At 34.6% G+C, this 17,763-nt stretch carries 18 protein-coding genes and 1 tRNA gene; 6 read left to right on the top strand and 13 right to left on the bottom strand.

What is annotated here, in order from left to right; genetic code table 11:
* Window positions 1–2: 2 nt before the first annotated feature.
* Both C8C87_RS12480 and C8C87_RS12475 read left to right on the top strand, forming a co-directional pair.
* A tRNA-Leu gene (locus tag C8C87_RS12480) sits at window positions 3–88 on the top strand.
* Window positions 89–214: 126 nt separating this feature from the next.
* Complete coding sequence (locus C8C87_RS12475) at window positions 215–562, top strand: DUF1508 domain-containing protein (RefSeq protein ID WP_099714385.1); 348 nt, start codon at window positions 215–217, stop codon at window positions 560–562.
* 168 nt (window positions 563–730) lie between these two features.
* On the opposite strand, the gene C8C87_RS12470 is transcribed toward C8C87_RS12475, so the two are convergent.
* The 4 genes from C8C87_RS12470 to C8C87_RS12455 form a co-directional block, all read right to left on the bottom strand.
* Complete coding sequence (locus tag C8C87_RS12470) at window positions 731–955, bottom strand: hypothetical protein (protein WP_099714386.1); 225 nt, start codon at window positions 953–955, stop codon at window positions 731–733.
* A 188-nt stretch (window positions 956–1,143) separates the two neighbouring features.
* Window positions 1,144–3,312 (bottom strand): S46 family peptidase, encoded by a 2,169-nt coding sequence (locus tag C8C87_RS12465; RefSeq protein WP_121342817.1) that lies wholly within the window; start codon window positions 3,310–3,312, stop codon window positions 1,144–1,146.
* A gap of 23 nt (window positions 3,313–3,335) precedes the next feature.
* On the bottom strand, window positions 3,336–3,782 hold the full coding sequence (locus tag C8C87_RS12460; protein ID WP_121342816.1) for a GNAT family N-acetyltransferase: 447 nt from the start codon (window positions 3,780–3,782) through the stop codon (window positions 3,336–3,338).
* On the bottom strand, window positions 3,769–5,010 hold the full coding sequence (locus C8C87_RS12455) for a 3-deoxy-D-manno-octulosonic acid transferase (protein ID WP_121342815.1): 1,242 nt from the start codon (window positions 5,008–5,010) through the stop codon (window positions 3,769–3,771). Before C8C87_RS12455 ends, C8C87_RS12460 begins: the two co-directional genes overlap by 14 nt.
* A gap of 227 nt (window positions 5,011–5,237) precedes the next feature.
* Here C8C87_RS12455 and C8C87_RS12450 point away from each other — a divergent pair, with 227 nt between their 5' ends.
* A complete protein-coding gene (locus C8C87_RS12450; protein ID WP_121343370.1) occupies window positions 5,238–6,368 on the top strand; it encodes a DegT/DnrJ/EryC1/StrS aminotransferase family protein in 1,131 nt (376 codons plus the stop codon).
* An 85-nt stretch (window positions 6,369–6,453) separates the two neighbouring features.
* Window positions 6,454–7,467 carry a UDP-glucose 4-epimerase GalE gene (gene galE / locus C8C87_RS12445; RefSeq protein ID WP_121342814.1) on the top strand — a complete coding sequence of 338 codons (1,014 nt, stop codon included), beginning with the start codon at window positions 6,454–6,456 and terminating at the stop codon, window positions 7,465–7,467.
* Window positions 7,468–7,502: 35 nt separating this feature from the next.
* On the opposite strand, the gene C8C87_RS12440 is transcribed toward galE, so the two are convergent.
* The 6 genes from C8C87_RS12440 to C8C87_RS12415 form a co-directional block, all read right to left on the bottom strand.
* Window positions 7,503–7,754: a hypothetical protein gene (locus C8C87_RS12440; RefSeq protein WP_121343369.1), complete on the bottom strand. Its 252-nt coding sequence runs from the start codon at window positions 7,752–7,754 to the stop codon at window positions 7,503–7,505.
* A 108-nt stretch (window positions 7,755–7,862) separates the two neighbouring features.
* Complete coding sequence (gene fabD / locus C8C87_RS12435) at window positions 7,863–8,738, bottom strand: ACP S-malonyltransferase (RefSeq protein WP_099714391.1); 876 nt, start codon at window positions 8,736–8,738, stop codon at window positions 7,863–7,865.
* Between the two features lie 203 nt (window positions 8,739–8,941).
* Window positions 8,942–9,892: a bestrophin family protein gene (locus C8C87_RS12430; protein WP_121342813.1), complete on the bottom strand. Its 951-nt coding sequence runs from the start codon at window positions 9,890–9,892 to the stop codon at window positions 8,942–8,944.
* Between the two features lie 38 nt (window positions 9,893–9,930).
* The gene (locus C8C87_RS12425) at window positions 9,931–10,638 is read right to left on the bottom strand and encodes a hypothetical protein (protein WP_121342812.1); all 708 of its coding nucleotides are present in this window, start codon (window positions 10,636–10,638) and stop codon (window positions 9,931–9,933) included.
* Window positions 10,639–10,718: 80 nt separating this feature from the next.
* Entirely contained in the window at window positions 10,719–12,107 is a 1,389-nt protein-coding gene (locus C8C87_RS12420; RefSeq protein WP_099714394.1) for a HAMP domain-containing sensor histidine kinase, read from the bottom strand.
* Between the two features lie 3 nt (window positions 12,108–12,110).
* Window positions 12,111–12,785, bottom strand: a complete 675-nt coding sequence (locus C8C87_RS12415) for a response regulator transcription factor (protein WP_121342811.1) — start codon at window positions 12,783–12,785, stop codon at window positions 12,111–12,113.
* A gap of 229 nt (window positions 12,786–13,014) precedes the next feature.
* Between C8C87_RS12415 and C8C87_RS12410 the strand changes: the two genes are divergently transcribed.
* Complete coding sequence (locus tag C8C87_RS12410; RefSeq protein WP_121342810.1) at window positions 13,015–14,658, top strand: hypothetical protein; 1,644 nt, start codon at window positions 13,015–13,017, stop codon at window positions 14,656–14,658.
* 38 nt (window positions 14,659–14,696) lie between these two features.
* Here the strand turns inward: C8C87_RS12410 and C8C87_RS12405 are convergent, their stop codons facing one another.
* Window positions 14,697–15,017 carry a DUF6370 family protein gene (locus C8C87_RS12405; protein ID WP_099714397.1) on the bottom strand — a complete coding sequence of 107 codons (321 nt, stop codon included), beginning with the start codon at window positions 15,015–15,017 and terminating at the stop codon, window positions 14,697–14,699.
* Between the two features lie 41 nt (window positions 15,018–15,058).
* A complete protein-coding gene (locus C8C87_RS12400) occupies window positions 15,059–15,421 on the bottom strand; it encodes a DUF983 domain-containing protein (RefSeq protein ID WP_121342809.1) in 363 nt (120 codons plus the stop codon).
* 92 nt (window positions 15,422–15,513) lie between these two features.
* Between C8C87_RS12400 and C8C87_RS12395 the strand changes: the two genes are divergently transcribed.
* On the top strand, window positions 15,514–16,377 hold the full coding sequence (locus C8C87_RS12395; protein ID WP_121342808.1) for a helix-turn-helix transcriptional regulator: 864 nt from the start codon (window positions 15,514–15,516) through the stop codon (window positions 16,375–16,377).
* Window positions 16,378–16,486: 109 nt separating this feature from the next.
* Here C8C87_RS12395 and purT read toward each other — a convergent pair whose 3' ends face one another.
* A complete protein-coding gene (gene purT, locus C8C87_RS12390) occupies window positions 16,487–17,644 on the bottom strand; it encodes a formate-dependent phosphoribosylglycinamide formyltransferase (protein WP_121342807.1) in 1,158 nt (385 codons plus the stop codon).
* Between the last annotated feature and the right edge of the window lie 119 nt (window positions 17,645–17,763).

Here is a 17,763-nt window from a genome sequence, read left to right as displayed (position 1 = left end):
ATGCTCGGATGGTGAAATTGGTAGACACGCTGGACTTAAAATCCAGTGAACAGCAATGTTCGTGCGGGTTCAAGTCCCGCTCTGAGTACTAAAGCCTCTTCAATTGAAGAGGCTTTTTTTGTTTTTATGGTTTTTGTATAAAACTAAATCTGTCGAAACCAATATCAACTTTTTTTTGTGATTTGTAATTTTAATTTTTGTTATTTAATAAACAATGGGCGCTTTTGTAATTAGTAAAAGGTATAATGATGAGTATAAATTTGTTTTTACTTCCAGAAAAGGGAAAGTTGTTTTTACGAGTTTAAGTTATGAGCTCAAGTTTGAGTGCGAAGAAGATATTGAAAAGTTTAAAGCGACAATTGAAACCGCTGACTTTTTAAAGTTTAAATCTTCCGGCGGGAAATTTTATTTTAAATTAATGCTGGAAGGGAATCATTTTGCTACAAGTAGAAAATATACCACTTCGTTGCGTTTGCAAAAAGGAATCGATGAAATTGTTCGGTATGGATCAAATTCAGAGGTGTTGGATTTCTCAGGAAATGATTTTATTTTTTCTGATTAAAGGTTTTTGAATTAATTCGTAAATAAAAAAAGAGGGTCGTGAAAATTAAATTTTCACGACCCTCTTTTTTATTTGTATATCTATTCTTAAAGGAATGGAAATGTCATAAATTAAAAAAGCCATCTCGCATAGCGGATGGCTTTAAAATTTTTAGAATTTGAGTTCTAATTATTTTTTTGCAGCTTCAGTAGCAGTTGCAGCAGCTTCAGTAGCAACAGCAGCAGCAGAATCAACAACAACAGCAGCAGAATCAACTACAGCAGCAGCAGAATCAACTACAGCAGCAGCAGAATCAACAACAGCAGCAGCGTCCTCAGCAGGAGCGTCAGCTTTTTTACATGATACAACAGTCAAAACAGCAACAGCAGCTAAACTTAAAAATACTTTTTTCATCTTAATTTAATATAAAAGGTTAATTATTAATTCGTGGCAAAGATATAAATTTTTTAATATGTAAAATATTTTTTTATTTTTTTTTTAAAAAATAATATTTTTTGTCAACGCCGAAACAAATAACAATTATTGTGCCAATCCAGCTAAATAATTAATAAATGCTTTATATCGTTGTTGAGTCCTTGGTTTTACTTTAAGTTTTTCTTTTTCAGAGGTTTGCTTTTCTTAGGGTGAACCAGTTTTAGCTCACTTATCAAGTTTTTTGCACCAGCATATTTATCCATAATAAACAGGACGTAGCGTATGTCAACCATAATATTTCTACAAATACTTGGGTCATAATAGATATCACTCATGGTTCCTTCCCAAACCCTGTCAAAATTAAGCCCTATTAAGTTTCCGTTTGCGTCTATCACCGGGCTACCTGAATTGCCTCCTGTGGTGTGATTTGTGCCAATAAAGTTAACTGGCATTTTTCCGTTTTCACCATATGGACCGTAATCTTTAGTTTTATATAAGTCTAATAATTTAGCTGGAACATCAAATTCATAATCTCCGGGAATGTATTTCTCCATTACCCCATCTAAATAAGTTATTGGCGTATAAAGAGTAGCGTCTTTAGGTTCGTATCCTTTTACTTTTCCATAAGTAACTCGTAATGTGCTATTGGCATCTGGAAAGATTCTGCTGTCTTTGTTCAATTCCAATTGCGCTTTCATGTACGTGCGTTGCAGTGCAGTAATCTTTAAATTGATTTCGTCGTATTTTGGCGCGACTTCTTTCAAATATTTATCAGCTAATTCTTTTACCAACAGAAAACCTGGATCATTGTTTAAACTCGTTAAAACGGCTCGCGTATCGCCAGTTAATAATTCTTTCAGACCAGTGTAATTTTTAAGTCTGGATTTACTGTAAATTTCCGAGGCTAAATTTTTAGCGTTTACATTCATCAAACTTTGGGGTAAAAATTGTTTTGGAGATTTGGCAGCATACAATTCAATCAATTGTTCAAAAATTTTTTCATCAACAGTTGCATTAAAATCTTTGTAAAAAGCTTCCTGACCAGTTAGCAAATTGTTTTTTCGGTCAGTAAAAGATTGCTCTCCTTTGGTTTTGTAAACTTGCTCCAGCTGATACAATTTGTAACCAAGACTTAATAATTCGGTGTTAAGCTGCACAACTTCTGTAAAATAATCTCTTGCGGAAGCGTATGGGGCTATTTCTGCGTAGTTTTTTTCGAAATCGACTAAAAGTGTTCCGTATTCTTTTTCTTTGCCTGCTTTTGTTATTTTTTGCTGAAAGGCTTTTTCAGATTCCCTTTTAACAGCAACGGCATTTGATTTTTTTAATCCTTGGGTTTCACCAATCCATTTTTTCCAATTATTAGCAATTCTGGCATATTTAGAGGCGTATTGAATTTTAATGGCATTGTCTTTTCTCATGAAACCATCAGCCACTTTCAAGGCTTTGTCTCTGATTTCGATTTTTGCCGGATTTAATTCGTTTACAATTTGCTCAATCGCAACAGAAGGTAAATATTCATTTGTTTTTCCTGGATAACCAAAAACCAATGTGAAATCATCTTCGGCTACGCCGTCAAGTGAAATCGGCAAGAAGTGTTTAGGAGTGTAAGGAACATTGTCTTTCGAATACGCAGCCGGACGATTGTTCTTGTCAGCATAAATTCTAAACAATGAAAAATCTCCCGTATGACGCGGCCAAACCCAATTATCAGTATCAGAACCAAATTTCCCTATTGAGGAAGGCGGAGCACCTACCAAACGTACATCGGTAAAAGTTTCTGTTACAAAAAGCATGTATTGATTGCCTTCGTAAAACGTACGGATTTTATTTTCCTGCCAATTTTCTTTTGGTAGAGAATTAGTAAGTGCCGTAATGTTTTCTTGAATTTTGTTTTGTTTTTCTGATTCGCTGGTTAGAGTAGCTGTTCCCTCTAAAACTAATGTGGTCACATCTTCGATTTTTACAATAAAAGCGACAGTTAAGTTTTTATTAGGCAATTCGTCTTCCATTTTGTAAGCCCAAAATCCATCAGTCAGGTAATCATGATCTACCGTAGAGTGCGATTGAATTTGTGAAAATCCGCAATGATGATTTGTTAAAATCAATCCTTTTGGGGAAATAACTTCAGAGGTACAACCGCCATTAAAATGCGGAACGGCATCTTTCATGCTCGATTGATTGACATCGTAAATCTCTTTCGCAGACATTTTCATGCCTAAATTTTTCATTTCTGTTTCATTCATTCCTTTCAAAAGTGAAGGAATCCACATGCCACCCTGCTGCGCTTGCATCTGGATGACAAATAAAAATAAGAATAGTTTTAAAAATTTCATGGTATTAAATTTAGGGTGTAATTTTATTTGATTTTGTATCGCATCAATTTTCTGTTGTGCATCTCAAAATCGTGCGCAAGGTACAATTTTTGTGCTTTTTCGTTGTGTTGTTCCACTTCCAGATAAATAAGTTTTAACGATAGTTTATGACTTTCGTTCTGAATGAATGCAATGGTTTTACTTCCAATTCCTTTGCCTCTGGTTTTTTCGGTCAGATACAATTCGTCTAAAAAAGCAATTTTTCCTTGGTATTCAAAACTAAAAACAAAGGTTAGGATAACGTAGCCTACAATTTCATTATCGGATAAAATGAGCCATGATTTTCCTAAATTTTCATTGGAAATAAATTCCCGAAATAAAGCTTTGGAAATTTCAATGTCAATAGGATAATTGTCAATCGCATAAAACTCTTGCATCATGGACACAATCGTTTCGATATCAGAAATTACTAACGGTTTAAATTGAATCATTCAAGATGTGTTTCAGAATAATGGCTGTAGCTCCTTTATTCATTTGTACAAAAGTGCTGCACATATGTCCTTTTTCTTGTCGAATGTCGTCATTCTGGATTAGGTTTTTAAATGCTTCGTCTAGCTCTTTGTTATTGTTGATAGAAATACAAGCTTCCATATTTACCAGTGCTGTTGCTTCTGCAAAATGTGAATAGTTGGGGCCAATGAGTATTGGAACGCCAAAGGTTGCCGGTTCCAGTAAATTATGAACTCCGGGATTCCCAAAACCACCGCCCACATATGCAATATCCGCATAACTGTAGATTTTTGTCAGAATCCCAATTGTGTCAATGATAAAAACATCGAAATCAGCGAGATTTTGTCCTTCTTTTTCAGAGAATAAAACGGTTTTTTTGATGATGCTATTTTTTAATTGTTGAATTTGTTCCTCTTTGATATTATGTGGCGCAATTATAAATTTGACATTTAAGGTATTCGAATTAATAAAATCCACTAATAAATTTTCGTCTTTTGGCCAAGAACTTCCCACGACAATCGTTAATGTGTTGTTTTTAAACTGAGCAATAAAATCCAAGGAATTGTCTTTTTCTAAAATTGCGGCAACTCGGTCAAATCGAGTGTCTCCAGAAACGGAAACATTCGTTTTGCCTACTTCTTGCAGTAACTTTTTTGAAGTTTCATTTTGTACAAAAAAGTAAGTGAATGTATCTAATGCTTCTCTGTAAAAGCCACCGTACCATTTGAAAAACAGTTGATTTTGTCTAAGAATTCCAGAAATTAAATAGGTTTTAGTGTACCGTTTTTTGAGTTCGTATAAATAATTGGGCCAGTATTCATATTTAATAAAAAACACCAAATCCGGATGAACGATTTTTAAAAAGTTCTGAGCATTTTTCTGGGTGTCCAAAGGCAAATAAACCGTAACATCTGCAACGGTATTGTTTTTACGAACTTCATAACCCGAGGGCGAAAAAAAAGTAAGTACAATTTTGTGAGAAGGGAATTGCTCTTTTATTTTTTCAATTACGGGCAAGCCTTGCTCATACTCGCCTAAGGAAGCAGCATGAAACCAGATTGTTTTATCGGTAGGTTTTATTTTTTGTTCCAAAACGGGAAAAACCAGTTTGCGGCCTTCTACAAAAAGTCTCATTTTTGGGCTGAAAATAGCTGCGATTTTTAATAAAAAACCAGCTATTTGAACAATTAGATTATAGAGAAAAAGCATCGTTGAAATTTTGGGCTAAAATACGTTTTCTTTAGGTTTTTTGTTTCAGCAGCAATATATAAATTTTGGTTGTCAGGAATTCACTTTTTATTTCATTGGAATAATATCGTTTTTTAATGTGGGTTGCATTGGTTTAAACTCATAAATAACTATTTTTGTTCTTCGTTTTAAGAAAGTGTTTGTGGTTTCTGGAAACTATAAACTTTCGAACTTTAACAAAAATTTCAATGAAAAAAATCCAAATGGTTGACTTGAAAAGTCAATATGATAAAATTGCAACCACTGTAAATGCTTCTATTCAGCAGGTTCTGGATACAAATACTTACATTAATGGGCCTCAAGTTCATCAGTTTCAAAAATCTTTAGAAGAATATCTTGACGTAAAACACGTAATTCCATGTGCTAATGGAACCGACGCGTTGCAAATTGCAATGATGGGATTGGATTTAAAACCAGGAGATGAGGTAATTACTGCCGATTTTACTTTTGCAGCGACAGTGGAAGTAATTGCTTTACTGCAATTGACACCAGTTTTAGTCGATGTGGATATGTATAACATGAATATTTCTATTGAAGGAATTAAAAAAGCGATTACGCCAAAAACAAGAGCAATAGTTCCAGTGCATTTGTTTGGTCGTGCCGCCAATATGGAAGCTATTATGGCTATCGCCAAAGAATATAATTTATACGTTATCGAAGATAATGCGCAAGCGATTGGTGCCAATTGTAAATTTTCGGACGGAACAAAAAAGAAAGCAGGAACGATTGGACATGTAGGAGCTACATCCTTTTTTCCTTCCAAAAACCTTGGATGTTACGGAGACGGTGGAGCCATTTTTACAAATGATGATGCATTGGCCCACAAACTTCGCGGAATTGTAAATCACGGAATGTACGAACGATATCATCATGATGTCGTAGGTGTAAATTCACGTTTAGATAGTATTCAAGCAGCAGTTTTGAATGCTAAATTACCTTTGTTAGACGAGTACAGTAAAGCCAGACAAGATGCAGCCAGAAAATATTCAACTGCTTTTGAAGGACATAAAAATATAATTGCACCAAGTATTTGTGATATTTGTGATTGTCACGTTTTTCATCAATATACATTGAGAATTGTTGATGCTGACAGAAATGGTTTAATGCAACATTTGTTGGACAAAGGAATTCCATGTGCTATTTATTATCCAATTCCATTGCATTCGCAAAAAGCATATTTGGATTCCAGATATAAGGAGGAAGATTTCCCAGTTACCAATCAGTTGGTTAAAGAAGTTATTTCGTTACCGATGCATACAGAATTAGATGACGAACAAATTAAATTCATTACGGATAGCGTTTTAGAGTTTTTAAAATAATAGAAAGACGCAATTTATTGCGTCTTTTTTATGTGGTATAAATATTAAGAGATGCTATAAATCGCGTCTGTACAAAAAAGTAATCATGAAAATATTAGTTACAGGAGGTTTGGGTTTTATTGGTTCGCATACTGTTGTCGAATTACAGAATGAGGGTTTTGAAGTAGTAATTGTAGATAATTTATCGAATACATCATTGAGTGTGTTGGATGGAATTCAGAATATTACCGGAAAAATTCCTGCTTTCGAAAAGTTAGATTTGCGCGAAAAGGATAAGGTTCAGGACTTTTTTAAAAGGCATCATGATATTTCTGGTGTTATACATTTTGCAGCTTCAAAAGCAGTGGGTGAAAGCGTAGAAAATCCGTTATTGTATTATGAGAATAACATCAATGCGTTAGTTTATATTTTGCAGGAATTACAGCAAAAAATAGAAGCGAATTTTATTTTCAGTTCGTCTTGTACGGTTTATGGTCAAGCTGAAACAATGCCAATTACGGAAAATGCTTCAATTCAAACGGCTATGTCTCCCTATGGAAACACAAAACAAATAGGAGAAGAAATCATTACTGATACTGCCAAAGTAACCAATGTAAATGCAATTTTATTGCGTTATTTTAATCCAATTGGGGCGCATCCATCCACTGAAATTGGAGAATTGCCTATTGGAGTTCCTCAAAATTTAGTGCCGTTTATTACGCAGACTGGTTTTGGATTGCGAAAAGAATTAGCGGTTTATGGAGATGATTACCCAACTCCAGACGGAACAGCGGTACGCGATTATATTCACGTAGTAGATTTGGCGAAAGCCCATGTGATTGCTTTGCAACGATTATTGAATAAAAAAAATACAGCTAAAGTGGAAACTTTTAATCTGGGAACCGGAACCGGAAGTTCTGTTTTAGAAGTGATACATACTTTCGAAAAGGTAAGCGGTAAAAAATTGCCTTACAAAATTGTAGGACGAAGAGAAGGTGATGTCACTTCGGCTTACGCCAATACTGATAAAGCCAATACTGTTCTGGGATGGACGTCACAATCCACGCTTGAAGAAGCAATGGCCAGTGCCTGGAAATGGGAACAGAAAATTAGAAAATAAAAAAAGGGTTGTCATTGACAGCCCTTTTTTTAAAATTATTTTTTTGCTGCTTCTTTTAATTTTTCAGCGGCTTGATTCATTTTGTCAGCTCCTTTTTCAAGAACTTCTCCTGCTTTAACCTTGGTAGAATCAGCTGCAGCATCCACTTTTACAGCTGCTGTGTCTATAGCTTCTTCCATTTCATTACCAACGGCTTCGGTAGCCTCTTTTACTTCGTCTTTTGTTTCTTTTTTGCAAGAAGTCATTAAAGTTGCAATACATGCTAATCCTAAAAGTGCTTTTTTCATTTTTTTCATTTTAAAAATTAAAATTGATTTTAACTCATTTTATAAAGATAAAAAAAATCCTCATAAACAAGAGTTTATGAGGATACTATTTTGAACACTAAATGCTAATTATGCATTTGCAGTAACCGCTTCTTTATCAATTTTTCCAATCAATCCTGCCAATACTTTTCCTGGACCTACTTCAGTAAATAAAGTTGCTCCGTCTTTTATCATTTGTTGTACAGATTGTGTCCATTTTACTGGAGCTGTCAATTGAATGATTAGGTTTTTCTTAATTTCTGCCGGATCTGAAACTGCGCTTGCCGTTACATTCTGGTATACCGGACAAATAGGAGCAGAAAACGTAGTTGCTTCAATAGCTGCAGCCAGTTCTTCACGAGCCGGTTCCATCATTGGAGAGTGAAAAGCACCTCCAACAGGTAACAATAATGCGCGTTTTGCACCAGCGGCTTTCATCGCTTCACATGCTTTTTCTACTGCTGATGTTTCTCCTGAAATCACTAATTGTCCTGGACAGTTGTAATTTGCTGCTACTACAATTCCGTCGATAGAAGCGCAAACTTCTTCTACGATATTGTCAGCCAATCCTAAAACGGCTGCCATTGTAGATGGTTTTATTTCGCAGGCTTTTTGCATTGCCAAAGCGCGTTGTGAAACCAGTTTTAATCCGTCTTCAAAAGACAAAGCGCCATTTGCTACTAAAGCTGAAAATTCACCTAATGAATGTCCCGCTACCATTTCTGGTTTGAAATCTTCACCAAGCGTTTTTGCCAAAATCACAGAATGCAAGAAAACTGCCGGTTGTGTCACTTTGGTTTCTTTCAATTCCTCGGCTGTTCCTTCAAACATGATGTCTGTGATGCGGAAACCTAAAATTTCGTTGGCTTTCTCGAATAATTCTTTTGCAAGAGCAGAATTTTCATATAAGTCTTTACCCATTCCTGTGAATTGTGCGCCTTGACCTGGAAATACGTATGCTTTCATGTGTCTAATTTAAAGATTGAAAAATGTAAGGATTGAAATATTAGTTTCAATCGGAATGCAAAAATACTATTTTTTGCGGTATTTGAAACTATCTGTTAGGGTTCCTTTTTCTATTGAAGGGTTGGTCCATTTATAAAATAGTAGATTCAATCCAAAAAAAAATCCACTCAAATTAATGAGTGGATTTTCACCAAAATCAAAAACTAAAGAACGAAATAAGCATTGTTTAAAGGTTGTATATGATGTGCTTTTGCTCCATAAACTGGTAGTTCTTCATCAAATTCATCTCGATATTCGTTAACCATTTGCATAAGGTTTTTTTCAATTGTATTCGAAATCGCACTTACAGGAGTATCTGTAGGTCTGTTTTCAAATGGATCTTGCAAATGAATGGCCATTTTTTCGATTAAGAAAAAAGCGGCGGCAATGGTTGTCACCAATGGAATTTGAAGCCAGCCAATAATATTAATTAATCCAAAAGGCAATAGAATTATAAATAAACACAGCGCAAATCTAATGTACATGCTATATGTTGTTGGGAAAATGGTATTTTTTATACGCTCACATTTGCCCATTGAATCACACAGTCGCGATAATGTATTATCGATTTCTACTTGTTGGTAAACATTAATTTTATCCGCATTAAGTGCTTTTTTTAAATCTTTGGCGTGAAGCATTAAAATAGCATTTGGTACATGTTTGTGTTTTTTTACAAAGCGTAACTCATCTTCGTCTAGTAAATCTCTTATTGGTTTAATAGGATCTTTTTCTCGAAGTGCTTGTCCAAGACTGTAACACCAAGCAGCTTGTCTTTTTGCGAATTTTTCCTTGAAATCGTTTGCCTCTACCGAGAAATTAGGGTCGTTATAAAAAATAATAATTTGGCGTAATAGTGTTCTGGAATCATTTACAATTGCGCCCCATATTATTCTTGCTTCCCACCAACGGTCATAAGCTTGGTTGGATTTGAAGGCCAATAATAATGAAATAATAGTACCAATAATAGTAGGGATTGCGATAGGAATATTAACAGAAGCTGTTTTGAAAAAATAATGAAAAATTTCAAATGCAATACAAAAGAGAATCACCAATGTCAATTCAGTTTTTATCTTACCCAGCACATATTTCATGGGAATTTTCTTTTTTAGTAACATATGTTTTAGGTTTAAATTTTAAACAATTATTTATTTTACTAAGAAATCTCTTCGTACAGAGAAAGAACAGGCAGGCCTAAGGTTTCGTTAAGTGCTTTTTTTTCTGTTTTAAGTAATTTTAATTTTTTAGGTTTTCTGGTTTCAATCAAAATATCAATGTTGTTTTTTGATATCGTATCCGTCAAAAAAGGTTTGTTTTCGTTTGTTTTGGTTTCACCTACAATTTTCAAGGAAAGAATTGTATTAATGTACGTTTGCAGATCTTCTGCATGAAGGTTTGAATCTGAATTTTTAATATACAATGCTTGGCTTAAGATTTCTTCTTCAAAGTTTGCGTTTGTATGTAAAATGGGGCATTTGCTGTTAGAGATAATTTGGACACAATAAGTGTTGATTTTCTTTTTTGAAGATTTAAAAGAAGGAGTAATAATTGTTAGTCCAATAGTAAAATGCTCCATTAGATTTTTAAAAACAGGAGAAGAAATACCATATTGATGGTGAATTTTTAAGCTGCAATTTTTAGATTCTGAAATGATTTGTCGGCACATCTGCAAAACATTTTCTTGCGAAGTGCTTAAACCTTTATTGATGTTTCGTAATAAACTGGCAGAAGAAAAGGTGTCAGGAATATCTGCAAGTAACATCAATACGAGCTGGCATTGAGTGCCATTAGATGAGTTTATAGCAGTTTTTACCGCATTGATTGTGTCACTTTGTAATGTCGATGGGATAAGAATATTTTTCATATGTATTAAATTTGATTTATTTATACATACAAAATAACAGTACCCAGTTTATAGCAACCTTAAATTAAAATTAGAATATTCTAAGAATTCACATTAGAATTTCTAATCTTGGCGGTATTAAAAGTAATATTTACAATAGTGCCTTTGTCAGGTTCAGATTGTATTTGAAGTTCGCCATTGTGCATCCTGATTATTTTCATGGCTAGAGGAAGCCCCAATCCATAACCATTGTATTTTGATGCTTTTTTGCCCCGAAAAAACGGCTCATAAAGATGCGGAATATCTTCTGCCGGAATACCAATGCCAATATCAGTAATAGAAATTTTGATGCTTGAGCTGTTTACGAATAAAGTAACAAAAACAGTCTCGTTATCAGAATATTTGACACCATTAGCGATAATGTTATTCAATGAAAGTTCCAGTAAAGATTTGTTACAAGGGATTTCCAGAAAACTTGGGTCAGTCGGGATTTTCTTGATTTTGATCGTTACTCTGTTATTGGGGTAAATTTTATCAACATCTGATTTTACATCCATTAGAAGTTCATCAATCCTGACAATATCTAATAATTGTTTTTTGCCGTCATAACCGGTTTGTGTCAGTTTCAAAAGACTTTCCGTAAGATCCCCTAATCTTGATGCCTGACTGTGAATGTTTTCTAATGAAGAGATATATTCCGAAACATTTCGTTCTTTTAAAAGCATGATTTCTGCTTCGGCAATAATAGTTGTCACGGGTGTTTTTAGCTCATGAGAAGCATTATTGATGAAGTTTGCCTGGATTTCAAAGGAGGTTTCCAGACGGTCCAGCATGTTGTTAAATGTCTTTGTCAAATCGGCAATTTCATCAGTGCTGTTGGTCTCGGGAAGTCTGTTGTGAAGGTTTGATGCGCTTATTATTTTTACTTCATCCGTAATTCGGGCTACTGGATTGATCACTCTTCTTGCCAAAAATCTACCAAGAAAATAAGCCAATAATACAAAAGCCAATCCTCCAAAAAAGAGAATTTGAATAATGTAAATGCTGCTGACATTTCCCCTTCGGTCTATTGCGGTGATGATTACAATATATTTTTGATTGGATTCCGTAAAAGTCTGGGCATAAAAATAACGATTGCTGTTTTCAATCCAATTAGAACCATTAGCCATTACTTTTGTATAAAAATCAGCTGGTAAATCAAGATTGGTATTGTATTCAAATGTATTTTTCCCACTGACTTTAAGAACAAAATCTTGTTCATCAATCAGTTCTTCCAGTCCATTTGCTTTAAATTCTTTGAAATAACGGGTTTTTACAGGGTCATTTTGATAATGAATAGATGCTACAATTTTAGCCCTATCTTGTAATCTTTTCAAAAAATGATATTGATTATTTTGTTTGAACAAAAAGAAAACCACCAAACTCAATAAAAGGGTGCTGAGGGTTGAAAGTGCAATATAGGTAAAGGTAATTTTTTTCTTAATCTGCATTTTTTATGGTTTCAGTACATAACCCAAGCCTTTCATGGTGTGAATTAATTTAGTGTCGTACGGTTTGTCAATTTTTTTTCTCAAATAGTTAATGTAGACATCAATTACATTTGTATTCATGTCAAAATTAATATCCCAAACATTGTCTAAAAGTTGTTCGCGGGATAAAATAGTCTCAGAGTTGATGGCTAAATAATGTAAGAGTTTGAATTCTTTGGCTGTTAATACAATAGAATCTCCATTTCTGGTTACCGATTTTGTTTTTGAATTAATTTGAAGATCGGCAATAGTGATGATTTCATTCGGTTTTTGTATTTGACCGGCTCTTCTGGAAAGGGCATTGACTCTTGCGTCAAGTTCAAGGAATTTGAACGGTTTTAATAAGTAGTCATCGGCTCCGGAATTCAATCCGTTTATTATATTTTCAGTACTTCCTAATGCAGTTAATAGCAAAATGGGAACAAAGTTTTTAGCAGCTCTCAAACGTCTGCAAATTTCAATACCATTGATGTCAGGTAGCATTACGTCTAGAATTACCACATCAAAATTATGATTAGAGAGTAAATCTAACGCTGTGGTACCATCAAGAGCAACACTTACTTCGTGATTTTTTTCTGAAAACCCTTTGCGGATAATTGACGAAAGATTAGGTTCATCTTCAACGATTAATAACTTCATTAACATTACTATTTCTACAAATCTAATGTTTAAACTTTTATTTTTTTTCCAAAATACAGCTGCTAAACTAATATTAACAAAATCTTATAATTTGTTGAAAGTTTCATTTTGTGTTTTTATATCCAAATCGTAGAATTGTTTTTAGGCTTCATTATTAATTTATTAGGGTTTTGTTTTGTAACATTTTTTGTTTCTTGGTTACTAATTAAGTATAAAAATAAACAGCTTTATGAAAAAAATATTCTCCATTGTTTTCTTACTCCTTTTTGGATTTTTCCTTTTTTATATCAACCTGCCAGTAATTAATTATGGATTTACGGGTTTTGCTATTGTTTTGTTGTTATTAGTTATTCTTGGGATTTTATTTTCTTTGGGACTTACTGTTTCACAGCAAACAAAGCAAGTGAAGATTGTTTCCAGACCGAGCAAGGTTTTGTATATTCTGGTAGGAATACTTTTAGTGTATTGTATCGCGCTTCCTTTTGTAACAAGCTTAAAAATGTTCAGGAGCGATTCGTACCAAAAATTAATAGGTGAGGTTAAAAACGGTCAAAAAATAACCAATCATATTGCTCCAATTTCTATTGATAAAATCCGTGTGGTCGATGAGGAGTTAGCGCATCTTTTGGGTGAAAAAATATTAGGTTCACAACCAGCTTTGGGAAGTCAGGTAGAATTAGGGGATTTTTGTATCCAAAAAGTAAATGACAACTTGTATTGGGTTGCTCCATTATTGCATTCTGGTTTTTTAAAATGGTTCAATAACCAAGAAGGAACTGCGGGATATGTTATGGTTTCTGCAACCAATGAACGCGATGTGAAATTAGTTCAGAGTGTAGGAGGGAAAGCCATTAAGATTAAGTACCAGCAAGGGGCTTATTTTCAAAGTGATATTCACAGACATGTTTATTTTAATGGAAACGCTACGGTTGGTCTGGCTGATTTTAGTTTTGAAATTGATGATGCTGGAAATCCATTTTGGATTGTCACTAAATATGTGAAAAAAATTGGTTTCTCAGGAAAAGAAGCGACTGGTGTTATTGTGGTTGATGCGCAATCTGGAGCTATAAATGAATATTCAATTGCTGAAACACCAAAATGGGTAGACCGAATTCAGCCTTTGGATTTCATAGAAGATCAATTGAACGATTGGGGAGAATATGTTCACGGGTATTGGAATTTTTCTAATGCGGATAAACTTCAAATCACGGAAGGATTGACATTGGTGTACGGAAAAGACAATAAATCCTATTGGTATACGGGATTGACTTCTGTAGGGAAAGAAGAATCAGCAGTAGGTTTTGTATTGGTGGATACCAGAACCAAAGAAACTACTTTTTATAAGCAAGGAGGCGCGACAGAATTTGCTGCTCAAAGCTCCGCACAAGGGAAGGTTCAGGAAAAAGGCTATAAGGCTTCGTTGCCTATTCCGTATAATATCAATAACATTCCCACCTATGTAATGACACTTAAAGATGACGGTGGATTGGTCAAAATGTTTGCGATGGTTGCCATCTCAGATTATACGATTGTGGGCGTAGGCAATACGATGCGAGAAACGTTGACTTCGTTTAAAAATGTCTATAATATGGCTGATAATAAAATAAATCCGAACAGTGTTTCCAATAAAAAATCGCTGAAATCAGTGGTAACCCGAATCCAGAATGATGTTAAAAACGGGAATAGTTTTTATTATTTTAAGGTGAAAGATTATCCTAATATTTTTGTGGGTTCTTCACAAATATCCAATCAATTGCCCGTAACAATGGTGGGTGACAGTATAAAAATTTCTTTTGATGTAGACTTAGAAGAGGTAATTGATGTTTCGAGTTTTGAGAATATCAATCTGAAAATGAGCATGAAAACGAAATAATTAAAAAGGGACTAAAGAAATTTCTTTAGGCCCTTTTTTTATTTTTTTGGCAGTAATTTGAATGAGGTGACTTTGAATTTATTGTCAACCACTTTACCAACCACTTCCGCTTTTCTAATGGCAGAACAAAAACCATCGCTGGCATGCGCATCACCATGAGAGTCGATAGAACTTCCGTCAACAAAATAGGATTTTCCGTCAATGCGAACGGCTAATTCGCAACCGTGTCCTTCCATTCCAAATTGGCATTGTCCGCACGAAGCTTCTACAATTTGAGGTTTTTTTGGTTCTTCTTTCTTATCCTGAGCGCTGGCAAGTGTTGCCGAGAACAAAATAGCTAAGTATAGTAACTTTTTCATAAATGATTAAATTTTTTACTTCAGCTAAGATACTCGTTTTTTTATATCGAATAATTTTTAAACATATAAATCCACAATAATCTGGAAAAACGAATGTTAAACGAAGACATTGCAATAATGACAACAGCAATAATTGGAATGATTCTCAAATCAAAATTTTCGATAAAGAAGAATTGGGCTACAGCATATGTCGCTATACCTTGCGCTACAGTTAAGCCATAATTGACATACATAGCGCCAAAGAAATAGCCGGGTTCTTTTTCGAATTTAAACTGGCAATTCGAGCAATACTGGTTCATTTTAGGAAATCCAATGTTTAAGAAAATATTCTTTTCATTGAAAACTTTGCCTTTAAGACAGTGTGGGCAATCATTATTCAGGATGTGTACAATAGAATTTGACATCGTTATTATTTTTATCAAAGGTATTTCTTATTCATGTCATGGATGTTTTCTATATTCGCTTATTATAGCACAATAAAGACATTTAGAGCGAGATGAAAAAATATCCGATTTATAATATCCAGCGGTTTAACTGTAATTCAGTGAATAGTGATTTGTATATTAATACTTTTAAAAATCACTTAATCGACCATAGTTTTGTTGAGGAACCACACCGCCATAATTCGTATGTTCTGGTTTTTTTTACTAAAGGTTCCGGAACGCATGAAATCGATTTTGATGTATTTACGATTCAGCCGGGAAGTATGTTTTTCTTGCAACCCGGACAAATGCACCATTGGAATTTATCCGATGATGTGGAAGGTTTTGTAATTTTCTATTCGCAGGAAATGTATAATCTTTATTTTGGACAAAAAACCATTGGCGATTATCCTTTTTATTCTTCGGTGGATAATAAGCCTGAAATGGTTTTTGATACAGCCGAATCGAAAGCTATTCTCCCTTATTTTGAGAGTTTAATTTTAGAAACTCAGGCAAATCAGCTGTTGAAACAGGGTAAAATCATGAATCTGTTAGACATCATTCACATTGAAATTGCCAGAAAATATAGTGAAACACATCTCCACGAAGCCCATTCGTATAATGTGAAAATCAAAACATTTGAATTGGTTTTAGAACATAATTTTAAAAAAGAAAAAGCACCTTCTTTCTATGCCTCGCAACTTGCTATTACTTTAAAACATTTGAACAGGATTTGCAATGAAATGTTGCAAAAAACCACAACCGAAGTAATTACAGATAGAATCATACTCGAAGCGAAACGCATGCTAATGGATAAAAAGTTTACCGTTAATGAAATTGCAACGGAATTAGGCTTCGATGATTATTCTTATTTTACACGATTATTTAAAAAACATACCCGAATGACTCCGACGAACTTTCGCATTTTTAAAAAGTAATGGGGAATCAATGTCGTTTCCTAAAGACGTTTGTCAAGTCGAGCGCAGTCGAGACTCAACGGTTAGTCTCGACTGCGCTCGACTTGACAATACTATAGATAGTAAATTACTAATTTACGGTAACTAAACTAGCTGCTTTTTTAGCTTTTTCTACCACTTCTTCAATTGGAGTTTCTAAACTGTCATTGATTAAAGCTACCCCCATTCTTCTATACGGTCTTGAAGTTGGTTTGCCAAAGATTCTGAAATCAGTTTTAGGTAAGGAAGCAATGTTTTCGATGCCGGAATAAGTCGGGTTTGTTGAGTTTTCTGAAGCTAAAATTACAGCACTTGCTCCCACTTTTTCTAATGTAATTTCGAAAATGGGCAAACTCAAAATGGCTCTTAAATGCAATTCGAATTCATTGAAGTTTTGTGTTCCAGCTAATGTTACCATTCCAGTATCATGCGGACGAGGTGATAATTCCGAGAAATAAACGCCGTCATCAGCCAAGAAAAATTCTACTCCAAAAAGTCCTGCGCCACCCAAAGCTTCAGTTACTTTTTCGGCCATATCTTGTGCTTCGTATAAATCCTTATCGGATATTCTGGCGGGTTGCCAGCTTTCCTGATAATCGCCACGTTCTTGTCTATGGCCAATTGGCGCGCAAAAAAGTGTCGGATTATTATTTTGGACAACCGTTAATAAAGTAATCTCCGAATTGAACTTGACAAATGCTTCTACAATAACTTCTACCACATCGCCACGGGAACCTTCTACAGCATAATTCCATGCTTTTTCAATATCAGCTTCAGTTTTTATGGTAGATTGTCCTTTTCCGGACGATGACATTAATGGTTTTACGACACAAGGCATTCCAACTGCCTCAACACCTTTTTGTAATTCCTCGGCAGTTGTGGCGTAGCGATAATTGGCAGTTTTTAAACCTAATTCTTTGGCAGCCAAATCCCGAATTGCTTTTCGGTTCATCGTGAAGTTTGCCGCTTTCGCAGAGGGAACTACGGTAATTCCTTGTTTTTCGTAATCATAAAAGCGCTCGGTTCTGATGGCTTCAATTTCCGGAACAATAAAATCAGGTTTGTGTTTGGCAACGATTCTATCTAAAGCGTCACCATCCAGCATATTGATAACTTCAAAATCATGGGCAACTTGCATGGCGGGCGCATTTTCGTAACTGTCAACCGCAATTACGATTTGCCCGATGCGTTGTGCAGAGATTGTAAATTCTTTTCCTAATTCGCCTGAGCCTAGCAATAGTATTTTCATGAAAAAAAGTTTAATGTTTGAAGTTTAAAGTTGCGTAAGGTTAGGAATGCAATTTAAAACGGAAACAAAAATAGTGTTTTTTTGCGTGAGGGATTAAAGTGAAAATCCTTTTTATTTTT

Origin of the sequence: Flavobacterium sp. 120 (assembly GCF_003633605.1) — a bacterium.
GTDB lineage: Bacteria > Bacteroidota > Bacteroidia > Flavobacteriales > Flavobacteriaceae > Flavobacterium > Flavobacterium algoritolerans.
The sequence above is the reverse complement of the archived record's forward strand: the minus strand, read 5'-3'. Positions and strand labels throughout refer to the sequence as shown.